Annotated in this window: 19 protein-coding genes and 1 pseudogene; 6 read left to right on the plus strand and 14 right to left on the minus strand. The window is 33.8% G+C overall.

Annotated elements, in window-relative coordinates:
- Nucleotides 1-69: 69 nt before the first annotated feature.
- Together FC80_RS01945 and FC80_RS01950 are read left to right on the plus strand one after the other, a co-directional pair.
- On the plus strand, nt 70-726 hold the full coding sequence (locus FC80_RS01945; protein ID WP_235807220.1) for a ribose-5-phosphate isomerase A: 657 nt from the start codon (nt 70-72) through the stop codon (nt 724-726).
- The gene (locus tag FC80_RS01950) at nt 713-1693 is read left to right on the plus strand and encodes a Gfo/Idh/MocA family protein (RefSeq protein WP_057828469.1); all 981 of its coding nucleotides are present in this window, start codon (nt 713-715) and stop codon (nt 1691-1693) included. Before FC80_RS01945 ends, FC80_RS01950 begins: the two co-directional genes overlap by 14 nt.
- Nucleotides 1694-2068: 375 nt before the next feature.
- Here the strand turns inward: FC80_RS01950 and galE are convergent, their stop codons facing one another.
- From galE to FC80_RS01970, 4 genes are read right to left on the minus strand one after another with little or no spacing between them, the layout of a single operon-like run.
- On the minus strand, nt 2069-3064 hold the full coding sequence (gene galE, locus FC80_RS01955) for a UDP-glucose 4-epimerase GalE (RefSeq protein WP_057828470.1): 996 nt from the start codon (nt 3062-3064) through the stop codon (nt 2069-2071).
- 17 nt (nt 3065-3081) lie between these two features.
- Nucleotides 3082-4089 carry an aldose epimerase family protein gene (locus FC80_RS01960; protein WP_057828471.1) on the minus strand — a complete coding sequence of 336 codons (1008 nt, stop codon included), beginning with the start codon at nt 4087-4089 and terminating at the stop codon, nt 3082-3084.
- On the minus strand, nt 4086-5576 hold the full coding sequence (gene galT, locus FC80_RS01965; protein ID WP_057828472.1) for a UDP-glucose--hexose-1-phosphate uridylyltransferase: 1491 nt from the start codon (nt 5574-5576) through the stop codon (nt 4086-4088). Before galT ends, FC80_RS01960 begins: the two co-directional genes overlap by 4 nt.
- An 18-nt stretch (nt 5577-5594) precedes the next feature.
- On the minus strand, nt 5595-6761 hold the full coding sequence (locus FC80_RS01970) for a galactokinase (RefSeq protein ID WP_057828473.1): 1167 nt from the start codon (nt 6759-6761) through the stop codon (nt 5595-5597).
- 296 nt (nt 6762-7057) lie between these two features.
- Between FC80_RS01970 and FC80_RS01975 the strand changes: the two genes are divergently transcribed.
- Nucleotides 7058-8968, plus strand: coding sequence for a sugar MFS transporter (locus tag FC80_RS01975; protein ID WP_057828474.1), 1911 nt, complete (start codon nt 7058-7060; stop codon nt 8966-8968).
- A 22-nt stretch (nt 8969-8990) separates the two neighbouring features.
- Nucleotides 8991-11009, plus strand: coding sequence for a beta-galactosidase (locus FC80_RS01980; protein ID WP_057828475.1), 2019 nt, complete (start codon nt 8991-8993; stop codon nt 11007-11009).
- Nucleotides 11010-11278: 269 nt separating this feature from the next.
- Here the strand turns inward: FC80_RS01980 and FC80_RS01990 are convergent, their stop codons facing one another.
- Together FC80_RS01990 and FC80_RS01995 are read right to left on the minus strand one after the other, a co-directional pair.
- Nucleotides 11279-11515, minus strand: a complete 237-nt coding sequence (locus FC80_RS01990; protein WP_057828477.1) for a hypothetical protein — start codon at nt 11513-11515, stop codon at nt 11279-11281.
- Nucleotides 11516-11545: 30 nt separating this feature from the next.
- Nucleotides 11546-11830, minus strand: coding sequence for a helix-turn-helix domain-containing protein (locus FC80_RS01995; protein WP_057828478.1), 285 nt, complete (start codon nt 11828-11830; stop codon nt 11546-11548).
- A 165-nt stretch (nt 11831-11995) separates the two neighbouring features.
- On the opposite strand from FC80_RS01995, the pseudogene FC80_RS02000 reads away from it, so the two are divergent.
- A pseudogene (locus tag FC80_RS02000) lies at nt 11996-12193 on the plus strand (site-specific integrase); the annotation flags it as partial.
- A gap of 51 nt (nt 12194-12244) precedes the next feature.
- On the opposite strand, the gene FC80_RS02005 reads toward FC80_RS02000, so the two are convergent.
- From FC80_RS02005 to FC80_RS02020, 4 genes are all read right to left on the minus strand, one after another.
- Nucleotides 12245-13249 (minus strand): LacI family DNA-binding transcriptional regulator, encoded by a 1005-nt coding sequence (locus FC80_RS02005; protein ID WP_057828480.1) that lies wholly within the window; start codon nt 13247-13249, stop codon nt 12245-12247.
- Between the two features lie 74 nt (nt 13250-13323).
- Nucleotides 13324-13899: a TetR/AcrR family transcriptional regulator gene (locus FC80_RS02010; RefSeq protein ID WP_057828481.1), complete on the minus strand. Its 576-nt coding sequence runs from the start codon at nt 13897-13899 to the stop codon at nt 13324-13326.
- A 299-nt stretch (nt 13900-14198) separates the two neighbouring features.
- Complete coding sequence (locus FC80_RS02015; protein WP_057828482.1) at nt 14199-15557, minus strand: dihydrolipoyl dehydrogenase family protein; 1359 nt, start codon at nt 15555-15557, stop codon at nt 14199-14201.
- A 28-nt stretch (nt 15558-15585) separates the two neighbouring features.
- Nucleotides 15586-16047, minus strand: coding sequence for a MarR family winged helix-turn-helix transcriptional regulator (locus tag FC80_RS02020; protein ID WP_057828483.1), 462 nt, complete (start codon nt 16045-16047; stop codon nt 15586-15588).
- 191 nt (nt 16048-16238) lie between these two features.
- Between FC80_RS02020 and FC80_RS02025 the strand changes: the two genes are divergently transcribed.
- On the plus strand, nt 16239-17231 hold the full coding sequence (locus FC80_RS02025) for an LCP family protein (protein ID WP_057828484.1): 993 nt from the start codon (nt 16239-16241) through the stop codon (nt 17229-17231).
- A 258-nt stretch (nt 17232-17489) separates the two neighbouring features.
- On the opposite strand, the gene FC80_RS02030 is transcribed toward FC80_RS02025, so the two are convergent.
- The 4 genes from FC80_RS02030 to FC80_RS02045 form a co-directional block, all read right to left on the minus strand.
- A complete protein-coding gene (locus FC80_RS02030; protein ID WP_057828485.1) occupies nt 17490-18257 on the minus strand; it encodes a DUF1003 domain-containing protein in 768 nt (255 codons plus the stop codon).
- 432 nt (nt 18258-18689) lie between these two features.
- Entirely contained in the window at nt 18690-19511 is an 822-nt protein-coding gene (locus FC80_RS02035; protein WP_057828486.1) for an undecaprenyl-diphosphate phosphatase, read from the minus strand.
- Nucleotides 19512-19671: 160 nt separating this feature from the next.
- Nucleotides 19672-21108: an APC family permease gene (locus FC80_RS02040; protein WP_057828487.1), complete on the minus strand. Its 1437-nt coding sequence runs from the start codon at nt 21106-21108 to the stop codon at nt 19672-19674.
- A 259-nt stretch (nt 21109-21367) separates the two neighbouring features.
- Complete coding sequence (locus tag FC80_RS02045; protein WP_057828488.1) at nt 21368-22717, minus strand: MFS transporter; 1350 nt, start codon at nt 22715-22717, stop codon at nt 21368-21370.
- Nucleotides 22718-22728: the final 11 nt, after the last annotated feature.

The following is a 22728-nucleotide window of genomic DNA, read 5'->3' on the forward strand; positions in this document are numbered from 1 at the left end:
ACAAAAAATAATATTATGAAATAATTGAAAGAGGTGATTTCATTGCTTGCGTTAATCGAGGAGGCTTTGTTGTTAATTAAACCCAATATGTCTATAAGTTTGGGTGGTGGTAGCAACGTCGCTAAATTAGCTGCTGAACTTGCAAAACACAAAAATCTTCATTTAACAATTTGTACACCTTCTGAGGTTACACAAAATTATTGTGAATCTATAGGTATACCGATTACGGATTTTAATCAAGCATCACATTTCGATATTGCATTTGATGGCTGTGACTCTTTAGATTCAAATCTCAATGCGTTAAAAAGTAACGGTGGTATCCATTTATCTGAAAAAGTTAGTGCTGAACTTGCAGATGAATATGTAATTTTGGCACCACTTCAACGAGTTACAAAAATACTTAGTCCGGATATTCCGCTTACTTTAGAAATTGATGAAAAAGTTATTGGACCCATCCAGAAACAGCTAAATGAGTTAAAACTCAGAAGCAAAATCAGAATGTCAAATGATATTGCAGGTTATGTAAGAACGGCATCTGGAAATCTTTTAATTGATTGTTACGCAGATAACTGGGGTAATATTAGTTTTCTTAATGACTCCTTAGCTAAACTTAACGGAGTAATTGCTACTTCTTTTTTTGAAAATTTGGTGACGCTCGCTTTAACCTTTGATACAGATGGTAAAATTCATAAATTTGAAAGGAAGATTGACTATGACAAAATATAACTGGGGAATGATTGGTACTGGTTGGATTGCACATGAAATGGCGGATGCGTTAAATGATGTTAACGGTGAAGTCTATGCAGTTGCAGACGTTAACAAAGAAATGTTAGCAAAGTTCGCAAGTGAAAAGAATGTTAAAAAGACTTTTACAGATGCAAATGAAATGATAAACGATCCCGCAATAGATGTGATTTATATTGCTACTCCACATACCTATCACTATCAATATATTAAAGCAGCCTTAGAAGCAGGAAAACATGTTTTTTGTGAAAAAGCGATTACTGTTAATGCCAAACAATTTGATGAAGTTGAGACACTTGCTAAAAAGAAAGGATTGATTCTTACTGAAGGATTGACCTTATACCATATGCCCGTATTTGATCAAGTTAAGAAAGTAATTGCTGACGGAAAACTTGGCGACATTAAACTCGTGCAAGTCAATTTTGGAAGTTTAAAAGACTATGATCCAAAAAATCGTTTCTTTAACAAGGATTTAGCTGGTGGCGCATTACTTGATATTGGTGGTTACGCTACCGCATTTGCAAGGACATTTTTGGCAAGCAAACCTAATACGACTTTGACGACTGTCAAATTTTTTGAAACAGGCGTAGATGAACAATCAGGTATTATTTTAAAAAATGACGAAGAACAACTAGCAGTAATGGCTTTGTCAATGCGCGCAAAGCAACCAAAGCGTGGAGTAGTCTCAGGTACAAAGGGATATGTTGAAATTAATAACTATCCTCGTGCTACTAGTGCTGAAATCACTTATACTGCTGATGCTCATGAACAGGCAAATGAAATATTGACGGCTGGCGATGATACACAAGCTTTGCGTTATGAAGTTAGAGATATGCAACATTATATCGATAATGGTCATGATGATGGTCAACTTGCTATTTCACGAGATGTGGCACATATTTTGAATGATGTGCGTAATGCTTGGGGAATGAAATACCCTTTTGATTAAAAGAGTGCAACTTCATCCCGAAAAAAGCTGAGTATAACGAAAAATAACCCATAGCGAGATTTTGGCTGTGGGTTATTTGAGTTAGACGGAAGATTTTGGGTGGTGAAGCACGTTTAATCAGAGTGCGACTCCATCCCGGAAAAAGCTGAGTATAACGAAAAATAACCCATAGCGAGATTTTAGCTGTGGGTTATTTGAGTTAGAAGCATTAATCACGCTTTCAAAAAATCATATCATTTGGCTTAACATTGAATGAACCCGCATTGAATAAAAAGGCCTATTTTCGATTACATACCGAAAACAGGTCTTAACATGTCTAACTTATTCACTATCTAGCTTCTTTATACATTCCTAGCAATTACACACTTTTTATTACTACTTATCCCCATAGCCATTAGGATGTGTTTCATGCCACTTCCATGCAGTTTCAATAATTTTATGGATGTCATCGAATTGTGGCTGCCAACCTAATACCTTCCTCGCTTTATCAGAAGCTGCTATCAAGGTGTCAGGATCTCCGCCTCTTCTTGGAGCCATTTGTGCTGGAATCTCTTTTCCAGTAACATCACGCGCAGCCTTCAAAATTTCCAGATTTGAAAATCCAGTTGATGAACCCAAATTAAATGCCGAACTCTCATTACCATCACTAAGGTATTTTGTAGCTAAGATATGCGCATCCGCCAAATCAAAGGGATGAACATAGTCACGAACATTCGTTCCATCAGCTGTATTATAGTCATCTCCAAAAATTTGTAATTTAGCGCGTGTGCCTGCAGCTACTTGCAAAACAATTGGTAACAGGTGTGTTTCGGGATTATGATCCTCACCGATACTTCCATCTGGTTTTGCACCTGCAACATTGAAATATCGCAGAGCAACAAACTTAATACCGTTTGCTTCATCTGCCCAGCGCATAATTTTTTCCATCATTAACTTACTTTCACCATAAGGATTAATTGGATTTTGGAATTCCTCTTCTGTAATTGGAATGTTCTTAGGAATTCCATAAGTTGCAGCTGTTGACGAAAAGACTATCTTATTTACCCCAACTTCATTCATAACTTCAAGTAATTTGATCATCCCAGCTGTATTATTGTCAAAATACTTCAAAGGTTTTTTCATTGATTCTGCAACAAGAGAAAACGCAGCGAAATGAATAACTGCCTCAATCTCTGGATTTTCTTTAAAAACATGACGCATGAAATCTTTGTCCGCAATGTCTCCTTGATAAAATTTTGCTGAAGAATTAACTGCATCAATGTGACCTGTTACCAAGTTATCAACTACTACAACTTTTTCACCATTTGTTACCAATCGATCAACTGTATGTGAGCCAATATACCCTGCTCCACCAAGTACCAATATTGTCATCTTCAAACCCCCATTACTTATTTTATCGTGTTATAGTGATATCTAATTTCATATTGAGCTTTTTTCGTGTCTGCCAAATAATAGTTTTCTCCCCATTCGGGATGATGCATAAAATCGGGTAATCCTTGTGCTTCCAATGCAATCGCATTAAACTCGTTTTTATTTCCAAAAATATTAGCGGTATATACCACAACTCCTGGGCGATCTGAATAAATTGCTACTTGTTTTCCGTTTTCACGATTACTAATGATTGCTACAGGTTCGTTTTCGTCTTCTTTAACTACAAAAATATCGTCAAGTTCATTGATACCAAATTCTTTTTTTATTTGACTTAAAGATTCAGTAACTAATTTTCCATTTTCAAAATCATATCCCGTTGACTTATTTGCTAAAAATTCACCTGTAGGCAATTTTTCTTTATTGAGTTCCAGCCTGGAAGCCCCATTAATTTTAAGAACATGGTTTCTTAAACTAGCTTGATTAGACTCCAAATTAAAGTAGGCATGGTTTGTTGGATTAAATATTCCATCTCCATTTGCAACACCCGAAAACTTAATGCTCACTTGATTTTCTTCATCAAATGAATATTCGATTATTGCTTGCAAGTCTCCTGGAAAGCCATCTTGAGTTTGGAGGACATTTTGCGAAAAAACAACCTTTGATTTATTTAACTCTTCAATCACAGTTGCATCCCAATTAAAGTCAGAAAACCCATGTGGTCCACCATGTAATGTATTAGTTTCTTCATTTTGTGGAAGTTGAAAAATTTTTTTGCCTATTTCAACTTCTCCACGACCAATTCTACCTGCGACGCGTCCAACACTCTTACATAGATATGTCGGTGTTTCGTAGTATTCTTCAATTGTATCAAAATGTGCTAATAAATTTGCATCGTCTGCAACAAAAGAAAGCCAAGTTGCTCCTTGTGACATTACTTCAATATAATTTTCTTGTTTATTGGTGATTTTATATTTGACAACGTCTTCTCCGTGAAACTTACCAACAACTTCTTGTTCTACATTCACTTGATGACCTCCTTTTCATTTATTCCTACAAATTCAATAAATCGCTTAAACGCAGCATTACCATTTTCATCATTTTTAAACACACCTGCATCTTCCAAAACTCTTGTAAAGGTTCGACCAACTTCTTCTTTAATGATTCCGTCTACATTTTCAGATGTAATTTTTTCATGAGATTCTTGTATCTTTTTTACCCATGTTGCATGTTTCTTTGCTACAGAATTATTATTTCCTATTAAGAAATCCTTTATATCAGCCAGCTCTCTTTTCAGTCTTGGTGGCAAGATTGCTAAGCCCATAACTTCAATTAGCCCAATATTTTCTTTTTTAATATTTTGAACATCTTGATGTGGATGAAAAATTCCATCTGGATACTGCAAAGATGTTTGATTATCGCGCAAAACTAAATCCATTTCAAAAATATTACCTTTTTTTCGAGCAATTGGTGTGATTGTGTGATGTTCTTCCCCGTTACTTTCAGAGCGTACATCTACACTTTCATCAGAATACATTTTCCATTTATCAAGAATCTTTGTTGCTAATTCAACTAATTGATCTTGTTTTGCTCCTCTAATTCTAATTACTGACATTGGCCAATGAAGTATTTCAGCATCAATCCCTGTAAACCCAGCAAATTTAAATTTGTATCTTGCTTTTGCTCTTGCCATCGCAAAAGTATGACGTCCCCCTTGGAAATGCTCATGATTTAGAATTGATCCGCCAACAATTGGCAAATCGGCATTGCTACCCGCAAAATAAACTGGGAACGTATTGATAATTGCTAAAAGGCGTCTAAATGTTTCTTGGTTAATCTTCATTGGTTGATGGATTGAGTCCACGAAGATACAGTGCTCATTGAAATATGCGTAAGGCGAATACTGTAACCCCCATACTTCATCTTCCAAATTAAATCTGACAATACGATGATTTGTTTTTGCTGGAAAATCAGCTCTACCTTCATATCCTTCATTCTCAAAACATAACTGGCACTCAGGATATGTGTTGGTAGTCGCTAATGACTTCAATTTTGCAATATCTTTGGGATCTTTTTCAGGTTTTGCAAGATTGATTGTGATTTCAAGTTCACCATATTTTGAATCATATTTGAAATACTCATTTTTTTTGTTATCTTCAACCTTAATATAGTTACTTTTTTGTGAAATGTGATATAAATACTCAAGTGCCGCATCCACACTCACTTGATACTTCTCCCAAAATTTATTATTAATTTCACTAGGTACCGGAACAATAAAGTTCATTAATTCTGTTCTTATACACTCAAGTTCATTACTTGTTTTATCACTAAACGGTTCCAACAACTTATTAACTAATCCAAGAAAATCAAGACTTTCATTAGCAGAGAGTTTTTCGTCATGATTTGCTAAAATATTCAAAACACGGTTATACAAATAATATTCATCCAGTTGTGTGTAAGAAGAATTATTAATTACTTCTTGAACAAAACGACCAATCAAAGTCTGTTTAATCATTTTCTCCACCTCAATATCTTAGTCTAGTACTTTGGTTCCGGTAGCAATTTGTGCAATATAAAATGATGGTGCATATCCTATTTTTTCTTTATAAACACTACCGACTTTTTCTTTAAACTCATCAACTTTATTTCCATCTACAAGCGCAATTGCACAGCCCCCAAATCCTGCACCAGTCATACGTGCACCTAAAACACCACTTTGTTGCCATGCAGTGTGCACAAGTGTATCTAATTCGATTCCTGTAACTTCATAGTCATCTTCAAGTGACACATGAGACGCATTCATTAAGTGCCCAAATGTTTCAAGATTTCCCTTATCTAAGGCTTTTTTTGCTTGTAATGTTCGTTGATTTTCAAAAACAGCATGTCGTGCACGCTTACGTTCTACACTGTTCTTTATCACGAAATTATATTCATCAAATAGTTCAATAGATAAATCTCCAAGTGTTTTGATATCCAAAACTGTCTTAAAATCTTCCAAAGCACTTTCGCATTCTTGACGGCGTTCATTATATTTGGAATCTTCAAGCTTTCTTTTCTTATTAGTATTCATAATCACAATTACATTATCACCTAAATCAATATCTGCATATGCATAGTCTAATGTATTTGTGTCTAACAAAATTGCCTGATTATCTCTCCCCATTCCAACAGCAAACTGATCCATTATTCCTGAATCTACTCCAACATAATTGTTTTCTGTTTTCTGACCAAACTTCACTAAATCAAGCATTTCAATATTCAAACCAAACAAGGCATTAATCATTGCTCCTGTTAAAAGTTCAATTGAAGCTGAGGATGATAATCCAGCTCCATTTGGAAGATCACCATCAAAATATAAATCAGCCCCACTATTTATTTCATACCCAGCATCAAGAAGTTCAAGAATCATTCCCTTAGGATAGTTAATCCATTCACCTTTTTTTCTTTCATCCAAAGAATCAAGTGTTGTTTCCAATATTCCTAATTCTTCAAAGTTAGCTGAAAAGAATCTAATTTTGCGATCGTTTCTCTTCGTTGCTGCACCATAAGTCCCAAGATTAACTGCACATGGAAAAACATGTCCACCATTATAATCAGTATGTTCACCTATTAAGTTAATTCTCCCAGGAGAAAAGAAAAGTATCTCTGGTTCTTTTTTGAATACCTTTGCAAATCCTTCTTTTAGCACTGTTTTTTTCATAATTATCCACCTAACTTCCTTTATTTTATTGTCGAATACATTGTAACTTTTATTTACTAAATTTACAACTGTTTAGTAAATAAAAATAAATTTATTATTTTCTTGTATTTACAAGCATTTTCAGCAACAAAATTTAAGTGTGTTTCGGTATTTATCATATAATAATAAGTATTACGTTGTCTAAAAAAAATAAATTTAGTAATACTGTTTACTTGTTAACTAAAACATGTATAATAAGCAATGTAATCGTTTTCTAAAATTAAGAAACCAATTTGGTTGCTCGGGAGGAATTTAAAATGCAAGAAACAAAAAAACTTACCGGTAAAAAGCTGGTATCACGCATTTCATTCGCATTTGGTAATTTAGGGCACTCAGCGTTTTACGGTGCGCTAAGCACTTATTTTATCGTGTTCGTAACTAGTAGTATGTTTAGTAATCTTGATAAGTCAATTGCTAATAAATTAATCGGTCTAATTACCGGATTAATCGTTGTAATTAGAATTGCAGAAATCGTAATCGATCCTTTACTTGGGAATATGGTTGACAATACTCATACTAAATGGGGAAAGTTTAAGCCATGGATTGTAATCGGTAACATTGTAAGTGGTCTCCTCTTATTCGTCCTCTTTACTGGCATTTTTGGTCTAGCAAAAATCAGTTGGATACTATTCGCAATTGCTTTTGTAATTATCTTTATCACTTTAGATATCTTCTATTCTTTTTCTGATGTCGCATACTGGGGGATGGTTCCAGCTTTAAGCGAGGATAGTCATGAACGTGGCATCTATACTTCACTTGGAGCATTTACTGGTACAATTGGTTGGAATGGTTTAACAATTATCATCATCCCGATTGTTACGTACTTCACCTATCTTTCAACAGGAAAAAGCTATCAAGGTGCTCCTGGGTGGGTCGCATTTTCAATTATTATTTCCCTAATCGCTATCTTGTGTGCACTTTCTGTTGCATTTGGAACAAAAGAAAAAAATAATATTATTCGTACTTCCGCAAAGAAAAAAACAACAATCAAAGATGTTTTCTCAGCACTAGCACATAACGATCAAATTTTATGGACTAGTCTAGCTTACTTTCTATATTCATTTGCATATGTTGTTACAAATGGTGTTTTGTTTTATCTCTTCAAGTACGTCGTGGGAAAGCCAAATGAATATTGGTTAGTTGGTATTATTGCGACAATTATCGGATTTTGTACTTCACCAATTTATCCAATTTTAAATAAGTTTATTTCTAGAAAAGTTCTTTTCGCTATTGGACAAATTTCAATGATAGCAGCCTACCTAATTTTTATTTTTGCAAGAACGGATATGACACTTCTAGTAATCGGTTTGATATTGTTCGATATTAATTTTGCTCAACTTGTTACAGTATTAACACTGACAGATTCAATCGAATATGGTCAATTAAAAACTGGTGAACGAAATGAAGCCGTGGTTTTAGCAGTTCGTCCAATGATTGATAAGTTAACTGGTGCCTTCTCAAACGGTTTAGTTGGTTTTGTTGCTATCTCAGCTGGTATGACAGGTTCTGCAACTGCCGCTGATATGACAAGCAAAAACATTCATACCTTTGAAAGCCTAGCATTCTATGTTCCTTTAGTCATGGCAATTTTGGCATTATTAGTGTTCCTATCAAAGGTGAAGCTAACAGAAAAAGAACATGCTAATATTGTTGAAGAACTTAAGGACAAACTTATTAAAGGTGAAATCTCAATTGAAGATGAATCAGTCAACACACCTATTACAACCACTTCGTCCTCAATTTATGCACCAGTAAGTGGACAACTTGCAAATCTTGATAAATTAAAAACTGAATTTCCTGGTACTGGTTTTGCTATCAAACCAAGCGATGGAGTGATTTATGCACCTTTTGACGGAACTATTCGTTTCACTTTCACAACAAAACATGCATTAGGTATCATTTCAACCACCGGTATTGAAGCCATCATTCATATTGGGATTGGAACGGTTAATATGCATGGCAATGGATTTACAACACATTATACCGATGGACAAGTTGTAAAACGTGGTGATTTGCTAGTAGACTTTGATCGTGATTTGATCAAAGAAGACGGTTATGATGATACGGTTATCTTCTTCTTGACGCAGCCACAAAAATTGAACCTAGGCGAGATTGAAGAAAAAGCAATCAACCATGGCGACAAAATCTGTGACGTAACTTTTAAATAAAAAAACTGGGAGGATTTTAATAATGAAGAAAAAACTTACAACGATGCTTTATGGTGGAGATTATAATCCAGAACAGTGGCCTGAAAAGTCTTGGAATGACGACATTAAGATTTTTGAAGAAGCAGACATTAATTCAGTAACCATCAATGTATTTTCGTGGGCTCTCTTGCAACCAAATGAAAACACTTATGATTTTTCAATACTTGACAAAATTATTGATAAATTTACAAAGAAGAATTTCAAAATTGTTTTAGCGACTGCAACTGCTGCATTACCCGCATGGATGTTTAAAAAGTATCCCGATGTTGCTCGTGTAGACTATCAAGGTAGGCGCCATGTTTTTGGACAAAGGCACAATGCTTGTCCAAACAGCCCAAATTATCTCAGGTTGATGCAAAAACTTGTTGATAAAATTGCACAGAGGTATGCTTCCAACAGTAACATAGTTGTATGGCATATCAATAACGAATACGGTGGTAACTGCTACTGTGATAATTGCCAAAGTGCCTTTAGAAAATGGCTTAAAAATCGTTATCAGACAGTTGAAAAACTTAATAGTGCTTGGAATATGAATTTTTGGAGCCACACTATTTACGAATGGGACGAAATTGTTGTCCCAAATGAATTGGGCGATGCTTTTGGTCCTGAAAACTCCGAAACAACTGTCGCTGGTTTGTCAGTTGATTATCTCCGTTTTCAATCTGAAAGCATGTTAAATACCTTTAAGTTGGAGAAACAAATTATCGAATCCTATGATCCAGATACTCTGATTACAACAAACTTTCATGGTCTACCAAACAAGCAAACAGATTATGCTAGTTGGGCAAAAGAGCAAGATATCATTGCATACGATAGCTATCCAACTTTTGAGACACCTGCATTTGAGACAGCATTCATGTATGATATGATGCGTGGATTAGGTAATGGAAACCCGTTCATGTTAATGGAATCAACACCTAGTCAGGTAAATTGGCAAGCTTATAGTCCTTTAAAACGTCCAGGGCAGTTACGTGCAACTGAATTTCAAGCAGTCGCACATGGCGCAGATACAGTTCAATACTTCCAATTAAAACAATCACTCGGTGCAACTGAAAAGTTTCATGGAGCTGTAATCAGTCATTCAGATAGTACTGATACACGTGCATTCAAAGAAGTTGCACAACTCGGTCATGATCTTAAAAAAATTTCCAGTGATATCATGCACACAACAACTTCTGCAAAAGTAGGGATTTTATTTGATTGGGCTAATTATTGGAGTGTTGAATATATGGCCACAATCACACAAGACTTGAATTATACAAAACTAATTCATGACTACTACAAGGCTTTATATAATAACAACGTTACAGTAGATGTGATCGATATTGATAGTGACTTTTCTAAATATGATTTACTTGTTGCTCCACTGCTTTATATGGTTAAAGATGGCTTGGGTAAAAAAATTGAAGACTATGTTGCTAACGGTGGTAATTTCTTAACCACTTACTTCTCGGGACTTGTCAATGAATCCGACAAAATTTATCCTGGCGGATACCCTGGCCCACTGAAAAAAGTCACTGGCCTATGGGTTGAAGAGACAGATGCAATTATCCCCCAGAACAAGGTAACAATTAACTATGACGACAAAACAACATGTACAGGAAATCTTGTCAGTGATATCATTCGTCTCGAAGGTGCTGAAGCTATAGCAACTTATGCATCTGAGTTTTATGCTGGGACACCTGCAGTTACCAAAAATAATTTTGGTAAAGGAGTTGCTTATTATGTAGGTACACATCTTGATGATTCAGGTTTAGCTCACCTATTCAAGTACCTAATAACCAAAATTAGGCTTTCCCAACTCAGCACAAATATAAATCCTTCACTTGATATTACCGAGCGTCATAATGAGAAAAACACTTTTTATTTTATTTTAAATATGAGTAACGAACCACAAGAACTGCCATCAGAATTCAAAAATAATCAGTTCATTGATATTTTGACTGCATCCCAACCAAAAACCACTTTAGATCCTTGGGCCGTAACTATTCTAAAAAAATAGGTTTAATTAATTCGATTTCAACTATCTAAAAGTAGCTTACAAAATACAGTTATATCAACAAAGAGGGGCTGTGCCATAAGTCCTTCAAAATAGAAGAGATTAGTGAAAGTCGTTCCTTGATTTTCACTAATCTCTTCTTTAGGTTTATAAAACGGTTCTGGTGCAAAATTAACAAAATAGTCTGTGTGTGCTAACTTGAGAAGATTGTTGAACAAATCATTGTGCTAAATTTTTCACCAGAACCTTATTAAGATAAATTAACCATAAAATCAATCTTTTCTGTGTTTAAAATAAATCGTTACAAATTTAATCCAAGCAATTAGGCTGCCGACTAAAAACAAAAAAGAAAACGAAGATCCAATATCAATTCCAGATCCCTCAGCATTATTAGTTACTGTAAACCAGCTACTAAGAAGGCTTCCACTGCTTAAATAAGCGTATAAGCTCAGTATTGAAAGTGTAATCGCAACAATTAATGAATAAACAGTATATTTATGTTTTAACAAGTTAATTCTCCTTTATATGGAATTTATTATTTATAATGTGGGACTAAATTGAATTGTTAATCGTTGGTTAGTTGCCTGCGCAATCTCAGACAATACCTTAGTCGAAACATTCATTGATCCATTTTCAATTCTAGCAATGGTTGATTGTGGTTTACCAATTAGACTAGCAAATTCACGTTGACTCATACCCATATTTTCACGGAGATCACGAACTTTAACAGCTACCTCTAAGTTGATATTTTCTTGTTCCACGATTTTTGCAAAATCAGGATTATTTTTACTTCTTTCAGCAACATATTCATCAATTTTACTCATTATTGGTCCTCCTTGTTAAAATACTGGCAGCGTCTTTATCAGGCAATTGATCCAAAAATTGTTTAAATTCATTCCAGTCATAATAGTCAAATTCTATTTTTTTTATATTTATATGATAGCCTATTAGCTATCAAAAAGCAAACAATTGTGTAATAACACAATCCCTTGCCACAAGCGGATATTTTTAATCCGGACGGCTCAATTAAACAAAATGCGTTTATTCATGATAAAAAAACTGGTAAACCTAACACACTTTATTTAAAACCAGTTCAACAAGATTTATTGCTTTATCATCAGTGGCTACTAGAAAATAAATTACATTCTGAGTGGCTCTTTCCGTCAACTCAACAACCAAAAAGACATAAGCAAAAGTTAACTTTTGCTTATGTCTTTCTATTGATAACTATACCTAATTTAATTAATCGTACTATCTCGTAAAACAAAATCAGTTGCAAGCGTAATCATCTGTGCAGGATGTGAATTTTTGTTTTCAATATGAAAAGTATTTAACAACATCAAAGCCAGCTTGCCCATTTCCTCAGTGAACACATGTACACTGCTCAAAGAAGGCGTAATGTATTTTGAAATCGAAGTATCATTGAATGAAACCACACTCACACGGTTTGGTACATCTATGCCTGCCTCTTTTAACGCCTTCATTGCACCAATTGCAATAGAATCATTTGCAGCAAAAAAAGCTTGAGGTAAATCTTCTTGTAACTCATTAATTGCCTTTTTCATCATTTCATATCCTGAATCAGCAGTAAACCTACCAATATATACATAATTAGGATTATATAGATGATATGCACTTAAATAATTTTTAAATGAAATTAATCTTGGATCTATCAGACTTTCAACCATATCCATCGTATGTTCTTCACCAACAAGCATACCAATTTTCGTTTGCCCTTTATTTATAAAATGTTGTAATAGTTGTCCAATAGAATTATTAAAATCAGTTACCACACAGTCAAATCCAGCATTGAGAGTGTTACTATCAACAAAGACCAGATGTTCATTTAAACTAGCCATAAGCTCTTGTTGTTGCTTACTATATTTTCCTATCGCAAGCACTCCATCAACATCTTGCAATTTTTCACCAAATTCGCTTTGAAAATATCTTACAACTTCAAATCCCAAATCCTGAGCTTTTTTCTCAATTCCTGCTCGAATCGAATAATAATACAAATCATCTAACTCTTCTTTTTGAGAATACCATTCAACAAGTGCAATCTTCCCAATATTTTTGCGCCGAATTATGCGTTTGGATTTTACGTAGTTCAATGCACTTGCAACCTCAAAGATTCTATTCTTAGTTTCTTCACTAACTGACAATGTCTCATCCATGTTTAAGACACGCGAAACCGTTGCGGTCGAAACACGTGCTTTTTCTGCAATATCCCTGATTGTTGTCACAAAAATCCCCCCTTCTTCAATATTTACTAAACAAGTATAACATTAAAGAAGTGTTTACTAAAAACAAAACATCACTATTCTCCCAATTGTTCATTTCTATTATCATTAACAATACCGTAAAGAATGCCTTTAATTATAGCATTAAGTGCATCCTTCAAACTAATTTCATTATCATTAAGAAACTTAGGATCTGTAACAAGTATGCCAACTTTAATTAGTAATTTAGCTAAGACTCTTAAATTAGTATCTTCCTTTAGCTTGCCAATTTTTTTTGCATGTTCCAGCAACTCAAAAATACATGAAATATTTTTTTCTTTTAAACTTATAAAATCATTCCATAAATCTGGATAGGAAACCTTAATTTCATTTAATGAACTTACAGGTAGCCGGTATTTGTGTGTAATTTTTAAAATAGCATAAATTTTACCAAAATCATCCGAATCGCTATTCATTATTTTATCTAATTCAAATGAATTGCTCTCAAATATCTCACCAACGTAATCTTTAATAAGTTCATCCTTATTCTTGAAATATTTATATATCGTTTTCTTACTAATATGTAAGGTAGTTGCTATTTGACTCATCGTAAAATTTTTAAGTCCAGATTTAGCCACAATCTCTTCCATAGCATTTAATATTTGTTCTCTCACAAAAACCCTCCTTTAAACAAGAATATTAACTTTCAATCTGATTCACCAAAGGACCTTAAAAACAGGCTTATCATATTCAAAATATAAACTCAATTATTTCAAGTTCTCTTGTTACAAACATAAATAACAGAATTATTGATAGCTTTAATTATACACCAGATTCAAATGGATATATAACCTTGAATCTCACTAAAAGCCCTTTAACTCATCGTTTGTAATTAAAAAGTTCTTTCTATATGAGAAATATGGATAACAATCCACTCGCATAATAGAAAGAACTTTTTAGTTGACACACTATATCATTTAAATTTTCTCAGATACGGTGTCAACATACTTAATAACCCTATCGTTTGACTAGGAAACGCAAATATTTGCTTATTCAATTCTGATTGGGTTAGTTTTTGCCCTATAATTATTGCCAAAAAATTAATTAATTCAGGAGCTTCATCACCATAAACACTAGCACCTACTAAATATGAATCCTGATCAAAAATTAAAGTGGCTTCCGCTTCTGGTTCATTCTTAGTCTGAAAACGCAAGCGACTTCCATAAGGGATTGTTTTAATCAAGTACTGATCCTCTTTTTCTTTAATCTCCAACTCACTTATTCCCACTTGTGCAATTCGTGGCAAGGTAAAAACGACACTTGCAATAGCAGGATATTCAATAGCTTCACTTGTCTCACCTAACAACAATTTTGCTAAGTAGTTTGACTCAAATGTCGCAGTAGGTGTTAATCTAGGTATTTTTTTATCAATTACATCACCGCTAGCATAAATATGAGAAATATTTGTTTGTAGATGATTATCAACAATAATCCCGCCTCGATTAAATTCAACACCGGCAGCCTTAAGGTCAAGCTCATCAATATTAGGAATTCTTCCTGTGGCATCAACAATATAATTGGTTTTAACCTCAAGTCCTGAAGCAGTCACAACACTTAACCCGTTAGTTTCATTTTGTTGAATTTTTTGCACCGCTTCATTAAAATGGATTTTTATACCCATCTTTTCCATTTGCTGCAAAAGACTGTCAACGTACTTTTGATTAAAACCTCTCAGCGCTCCTGCAGCAAATTCAATTACTGTAACCTCAGCACCTGCAGTTTTAACTAGCATTGCAAATTCTAAAGAAACAATCCCAGCCCCAATAAATGTCATATGTTTTGGCAACTCAGATAAGTCCAAAAAATCACGACTATCATGTAAAAATTCGTTTCCCTCTACTGGTAATCGATTAGGCTTTTGCCCCGTCCCAATTATAAAATCAGTTGCACTAATTCTATTTTCACCAACTGATATAGAATGTGCATCCAAAAACCTAGCTGTTCCATTGAATATTTCTATCCCTACAGCTTTGAATTGTTGCTCTAATAACAGATGGATTGGATTTATTGTTGCTTTTTTATATGCCATTAACTCTTTCCAATCAATTTGAAGATTGCCTTTTATTCCAAATCCTTCGTATGCGTTAGCTTGGTGAATTAAGTCAGCTGCCCCATCTAATAAAATTTTGGCATTACATCCATAATTCGTACAAGTTCCAGCAATTAAATCTTTTTCAACAATTGCCACTTTTTTCCCTGCTCTTTGTAATTCTACAGCTGCATGCCAATTTGCATGTCCACTTCCGATAAAAACAACATCAAATTTTTTCATATTTTTTCCTCAATCTTTTCCTTATTCTTTATTTATATTCTTCCATTTGTTCAGAAATTACTTTTGCAACTCGTTCATTCAGTTCATGTGCTTCATTCAAAATTGAAATAAACTTTGAATGCTCAGATCCAACTAACTTGGCCTGAATCTTAGCAATTTTAGCTTGAATAACTTTAAAATTTAGCATCGCTTTACCTGTCAATGCCAATTCAAAACTCCGTCCATCAGTTAAAGATTTTTCTTTATTAATCCAGCCCTTTTGAATTAGTTTCTTTACGACAGGTGTCAAAGTATTGGTATCCAAATCTAAATTAAGACAGATCTGAGACAATGTACATTTCTCATATTGAGTGATACTCAATAGCGCCATATATTGCAAATAAGTCAAATCGTACTCAGTTAGCACCAACTGATATAGTTGATGAAAATAACGGTTAGTTGTATAGACCGCCAAACAAAGTTCGTCATAAAAAACGTTTTTGGATTCCATGATTCCTCCTCTTTATATCGTATACGATATATTATCGTTTTTTTTTAGTTAAATCAAGTCATTTGAAAATAAAAACATTAAGATATTCATAACTTCTCTTTTTTTTAGTCAAATCTTCATAATTATCATTTACAGATCCTAAAATCACACTAAAGTTAATAAAAAAGGATTTTTTTAAAGGAGCTAGACTTGTGCAAGAAAATAGAAGACGAAGAAACAAAAGGCAAACCAAAAAAAAGCATCACTTATGGTTTTGGGGAATATTAATTGCAATTCTTATTATATGTGGCAGTGTTTGGATGATGTGGAATTACTTGAATCCTCAAAAACATTTTTCTAATCTCAAAACCCTCAACACAACTAAAACTAAGTATCATCAGGCAAAAGGAACTTTCAATATCTTAGTAATTGGTTCGGATGAACGCCCTAATCAAGTAACTGGTCATACAGATTCAATGTTATTAGTCCACGCTAATTTAAATAGTCATAAATACAATATTGTCAGCATTCCCCGTGATTCTCGCATATATATGCAAAATTTTGGCTATACAAAACTAACAAGTGTCCAATCTGTCTATCAAGAAAAATATGGCGCAAAAAAAGGCGTATTAATGGCAGTTAAAACTATTTCCAGTTATCTTAATGTTCCTGTAAACTATTACCTTGAAACAAATTATTGGGGATTTCGATCGATGGTAGCGGCCGTTGGTGGTATAACTATGAATTTACCGTTCAACGTGACACTAACTCACCCCTGGTACGCAGATGATCAAAATAAGACTTTTACAAAAGGCAAGCACAACTTAGATGCAAAAATGGTTACTGAAATTGTCCACGAAAGAGATTCTCTTCCCGGAACCGATTTTGGAAGACAAAGACTTCAAGAAGATGCTCTCGTTGGAATCGCTAACAAGGTAAGCAATCCTGTTAATGCATTCAAAATACCTGCGCTGGTCAATTCGACTTCTAAATTTCTAGTCGCCACAAATATGAATAAAACTGACATGATTAGTATTGCTTTAGCCGTCGCAAATAATTTCGATGCAAAAAAACAACTTCACTACTTCCAACTTAAAGGGACTAACGAAGTTGCTTATGACAATATTCTTGAAAATTATAATGACGAAATAATCCTAAATAAAGCAGATTTACAAAAAATTATTTCAAATAAGTTGGATAATTAATCATTATTTTTCAAGTAATTATAAATTAATATTTATGCATTTGAAAAGTTGCTATATCTGAAACATAAAAATTTTAGTTCTTTTTGTGGAATTTTATTTTTAAAATCAAATTTCGATGCTCTATACTTTAATCACATTTATATAAAAAAGGAGCTAAATCAGAAAATAGATCTGATTTAGCTCCTTCTTCTATCTAATGTTTCGTTTCTACAAATGTTTAAATTTTACTGTGCTATAACTTAAAAATCCACACAATGTTCACTTTTGATCTTTTTGCGTTGCATCCCTTGCTTCAAAATATTGTTGAAGTCTCCGCAATTCACTAACTTGCGATTCGATTGAGCCCAACATTTCTGTTTGAATCTTTTGGATTTGTAGCAAATTGGGTTGATCTTGCTGGATAAGGTGATCAATCTTTGAATGCAACACTCTGATTTCTTCCTCCGACTTTTGGTTTACTTGGTAATCATTTCGCGATTCCATTCGATCATACTCTGAAGAGCGATTTTGACTCATCATAATCAGTGGTGCTTGAATAGCCGCTACCATACTTAAAAACAAGTTAAGTAAAATAAATGGGTACGGATCAAAGTGGACCCCGAACCAATGGAAAATATTTAATAAAATCCAAAAAATCATAATTCCGATAAATGTCAAAATAAATGACCAACTACCACCAAAACGAGCTACTCCATCAGCAATTTTTTGCCCAAAAGTTAAAGAATGTTCTAACTGCTCCCTTACATCAATCATCTGATATGCATCATTTTCCATCACTCGTGTCAATTTTCTAGTTAACTTATCATTTTGCCGATAATCTTTTGCAATCATCTGATCCATTTTTTTTACACGATATTCAACTAAATGCTCGCTACATATAAATTGATTATCACTTGCTTTAGGAAAATCTCTTCTTATTAGGGCCCGCAAAGAACCGTCCAAGTCCTTTAGAAATACCCCATCTACTAAATCATATTCCTTTTGATCTACTAAACATTTTAGTGAACGCTTAACTTCTTTTTCCAATGATAATTACCTCTCAATTGAATTATTTTAGCGTTCATGCCGCGAGGGATCGCAATCGTCTGCACCATGAACAGTTATCTCATCATTATTATTGTTATTATCTCTATGACTATCTGACATTTCCCTCACCACACTTTCTAAAAGTTTATTATAACCATACAAGTTAAATTTATTGATTTATTAACCGCATGTCAACTTAATCTTAAATTTGTATTTTTTTTTTAATAATTCATCCCATTTTATGATTTTTAACAAAGCTATAATATCAAAAAGCTGTCTTATCTATATCAGATATTCTATTTAACATTAAAAATCATAAGTGTTGCCTAAATAAAAACTCTAATTAAATTTAGAATGGGGCTAAATCAAAATATAACTTGATTTAGCCCCATTCTATCACATAAACCATTTTTAAAAATTTCCAGCTTATAATTACACACCAATTAACTTAGCAATTACAACTGCTCCACCCATCAAAATGCAGTAAATCGAAAATGGGCCCATCGTGTTAATTTCTTTGCGATTGAACCAATGCATCAAAAAATAAACACTTAAAAATGCAAATATTCCAGCAACCACACCACCGCTCAAAGATAATGTTAGTAAGCCAGCTGGATGATTATGAATTAATTTGGGCACTTCTAAGACAGCTGCACCTGCAATAACCGGAGTGGATAAAAGCATTGAAAATCTAGCAGATTCCTCATTAGATAACCCCATCCAAAAACCTGCAGTCATGCTTGACCCAGAACGCGAAAAACCAGGTATTAAAGCAAAAGATTGGAAAACTCCAACTATCATTGCCTGCCACCAAGATAATTCCTCTAATTTCTTGGTACCTTTCTTCCGAAGACGTTCACCTAAAAATAACAATACTCCATTAATACACAAGAAACTTGCTGCAAGTGTTACGCTGCTAAATGCATCAGTAATGGATTTTTCAAAAATCGCACCAAGCAAAATTGCGGGAATTGTTCCCATTACAAGTAATAACAGTACTTTTTTGGAATCTTTAGCGGTAAAAAGAGAACGAATTATTTTTGCCCAGTCTTTTCTGAAATAAATCAACAGTGCAATTGTCGTACCAATATGCATCATCACCACAAATTCTAAAAAATTATGCTTTAAAAAACTTGGATTAAGGTTCCATCCAAACAAATACGGTACAATCACCGCATGAGCGACACTACTAATTGGAAAAAGTTCTGAAATTCCCTGTACAATAGCTAAAATAATAGTTTTAAAAAAAGTCATTATGTACAATCCTCCCTATTTTTATCAATTGTATCTTGATAGAAAAACAAAAGTGGATGTCATAATAAATTCTTAAAAAACTTTGCACTAATTTATTATTTTTGAAAACAATCTCTACTATAACTGTACTAGATCAATTTTCATATTCTTTAGGCTGACCTCATTTTCTTAATTCACGTTTTCTCAAATATGGTAATAATAATCCTACGCCAAATAAAACAAAGACGGTAATAAAATTCATCAATAATTGATGATCAAATGATTTTGTCCCTACTGCTGCATCTTGTGGAATGAAACCTAATGTCGCACAAACAAAAGTAAATAAGAAACACCATCCTCCGACAAGTAAGGCGAACTTACGATTTCGAATAAATACATAATCTGATTTAAACTTCTTTTCACGCCACCTTATTGCAAGAAAGGCGAAGAATACCCAACAGGTTTTGTATGGTGAAACAATTCCATTGATATTTAATAACCAATTGTAAATAGTATTAATATTGGGCAGCGTACCTGTCAGTAATAATAAGAACAAACTCAGTCCTGTAGTCATCAAATATGAATTAACTGGTAAGCCCTTCTTGTTCTTCTTCATAAGCCAGCTTGGCATAAATCTATCGGCAACATCCCCAGCAAAAACACGACTTGAAGCATCCAGTAATACTGCCAATTGTGCCATCATAAAAATTGCTTGTACAACAGCAAAAATGTACATTAAAAGCTTACCTACACCAAGTTCAGCTCCTAACATTGAAAATGCATAATATGGCCCGTTCATCTTGAAATCATGTGGAATTGCATTTGCATTAAAGAAAATCGCTAATGAAAGTGTCCCGAAAATCGTAAGGAAAGCGGTCATCAATGCTAATAGCCACATTGCTTTTGGAAATTCATGTTTTGGATCTCTCATTTGAACAATATAAGGTGCCGCCAATTCCGCACCAGACATCGCAAAAATCAACAGCCCAGTTGTTGAAAAATATTTCAAGCTAAAATGTGGCATAAATGCCCCAAGATTAAATGGCTGTGTTGCAATATGAGTACCATTCATCAAAGCATATCCTGCCAACAAGACAAATAACAAGGACATGATGAACATCGCCCCACCACCAATAAGAGATAAAATTTCAAGTGAATTTTTAATCAAATTCTCTAGCAAGATAAATACTAAGATGATAATAAACGTCAATAATCCAAATTCAAACGTCGACATCTTATTACCTAGTGTATTATTACCCAACACCATCCAGCTAAATGAAACAATAACCGAATTAGAGACATCTACAATATAAGGAACACTTTGAATCCAATACATCCATGATGTCCAGTAACCTAAAGTATCGTTACCACCACGTCTTACCCATGAGGCAAGACCGCCACTTTGATTGTCAAAAGTCAAACTGAGTTGACTAACAATCAATTCATATGGAATTATATAGGCAAATAATAGAAAAACCCATGATACAACAACTGAAAGTCCTTGATTTTGAAACGGATAAAAAATATTTTCAAAACTAATTATGGTTACAAAATCCAAAAGAGCCATTACCGGCCAACTCATATAATGTTTTTTTGGTTGTAAAAAATTATCTTGCATGTTTATTCCTCCAAATTATAATTACTTTAGTTTCTAAAATAATTATAATTTGGCGGCTTGTTTACAATTGTTGCCAGTTCTAAGCACAAAAGAAGCTCCCCCACTTAACCTTAAATTAGTACTTGTCAGAAATATAGCCTGCACAAATTAAGTTATCTTACATATCTGCCAAAATTCATACTTACTTATATATTTCCTAAACTCCCATAACTATAAATTTTAAAGCAATGCTTTCTAAAAATAAAGTATAAATAATAATTTAATCGACTTCTTGGTTATTAGTCTCTGGTCCAAAGAAATAGACTATACAGGCTGCCACCATAGCAAAAATACTTATTATAACAAAAATCATCATTGAATTTGAAACACTTAATAACCATGCGACGACCAGAGGCATTCCTACAGCTATGAGCTTGGAAATTCCATTTGCAATTCCTGCACCTCGAAACCGGTATTTGGTAGTGAACAACTCAGAAACATACACTCCTACCACTGATGCCATCAAAATATAGAAAAAAGTTGTCAAGAAAAAACCAATTACCATAACCATGGTGGCACTTTTTTGTTGCGAATAAACAATCCCCAAGATTGCTGCTAACATAAAAGCTGTCACAATTGTGGGCTTCCTTCCTACTCGGTCAACTAACTGGGAACCTAAAAATGCACCTATTGGAGCTCCTAACATCATAATAGTTGAAAATCCCAGTGAAGAAACAATGTTAATTCCTTGTCTCACCAATAAGGTGGGTACCCATGAAGTAAAAGTATACTGGCAAATAATTGTGGCAGAAACTGCAAATATTGCAACAAAAAGATTACGTTGAAAATGATTGTTTATCTCTTTTGTAGCTTTTTCCCCTTGCTTATTTTTTCCAATTATTTCTTTTTTTGTATCTTGTTTATCCATCTCAGACTCTAATTTTTCGATAACACCTTGCGCTTCTTGCATGCGCCCATGTGTAATACTCCACCGTGGTGATTCTGGGAGACTACGCCGAAAGTACCACAACACCAAAGCTGATGCCCCAGAAATAACAAACATTATCCTCCACGAAAAAAGTGGAATTAATAACGTACACATCAACATCGTAATTGGAGCTCCACAATTAGCAATACAAGAGGTCATTGCACACCATTTTCCACGACTTTTAACTGGTGCGAACTCATTAATCATTGCAAAACCGGTAACGATTTCGGTTCCTAAACCAATACTTGCAATTAAGCGACAAACAATTAAAAAAAATATGTTTGGAGCAAAAGAGCCAATAAGTGTAAAAGAACCAAATACTAATAGATTCAACTGATATGCTTTTTTTCTACCAAAAAAATCCCCCACTAAACCTGCAAAAACTGAGCCTAAAAATAATCCAAAAAAACCAACTGCCAAAAATATCGAATTAAGTTGCAAAGTTGACCACTTTGTTTCTAAAAGATAACTACTAACCCCACTTGCTAAATAAATATCAATTGCATCTAAAAACATTCCAGCTGAAACAAGTATAAAAATTTTATAAAATGTTTTTGTTGGTTGAATTTGATTCATCCTAATTTTCAATTGTTCTACATTTTCATTATCTGTCATTCTTTTTGAATTTGTTATTTCGTCCATTTTAAATCCCC

Source organism: Liquorilactobacillus cacaonum DSM 21116 (assembly GCF_001436735.1).
Lineage (GTDB): Bacteria > Bacillota > Bacilli > Lactobacillales > Lactobacillaceae > Liquorilactobacillus > Liquorilactobacillus cacaonum.

Bases quoted from the DNA above. Each gene is read 5' to 3' on its own strand.
- FC80_RS01950 (WP_057828469.1), top strand. From the start codon at position 713: ATGACAAAATATAACTGGGGAATGATTGGTACTGGTTGGATTGCACAT.
- galE (WP_057828470.1), bottom strand. From the start codon at position 3,064: ATGACAATATTGGTACTTGGTGGAGCAGGGTATATTGGCTCACATACA.
- galT (WP_057828472.1), bottom strand. From the start codon at position 5,576: ATGATTAAACAGACTTTGATTGGTCGTTTTGTTCAAGAAGTAATTAAT.
- FC80_RS01970 (WP_057828473.1), bottom strand. From the start codon at position 6,761: ATGAAAAAAACAGTGCTAAAAGAAGGATTTGCAAAGGTATTCAAAAAA.
- FC80_RS01975 (WP_057828474.1), top strand. From the start codon at position 7,058: ATGCAAGAAACAAAAAAACTTACCGGTAAAAAGCTGGTATCACGCATT.
- FC80_RS01980 (WP_057828475.1), top strand. From the start codon at position 8,991: ATGAAGAAAAAACTTACAACGATGCTTTATGGTGGAGATTATAATCCA.
- FC80_RS01995 (WP_057828478.1), bottom strand. From the start codon at position 11,830: ATGAGTAAAATTGATGAATATGTTGCTGAAAGAAGTAAAAATAATCCT.
- FC80_RS02015 (WP_057828482.1), bottom strand. From the start codon at position 15,557: ATGAAAAAATTTGATGTTGTTTTTATCGGAAGTGGACATGCAAATTGG.
- FC80_RS02020 (WP_057828483.1), bottom strand. From the start codon at position 16,047: ATGGAATCCAAAAACGTTTTTTATGACGAACTTTGTTTGGCGGTCTAT.
- FC80_RS02035 (WP_057828486.1), bottom strand. From the start codon at position 19,511: ATGACTTTTTTTAAAACTATTATTTTAGCTATTGTACAGGGAATTTCA.
- FC80_RS02040 (WP_057828487.1), bottom strand. From the start codon at position 21,108: ATGCAAGATAATTTTTTACAACCAAAAAAACATTATATGAGTTGGCCG.
- FC80_RS02045 (WP_057828488.1), bottom strand. From the start codon at position 22,717: ATGGACGAAATAACAAATTCAAAAAGAATGACAGATAATGAAAATGTA.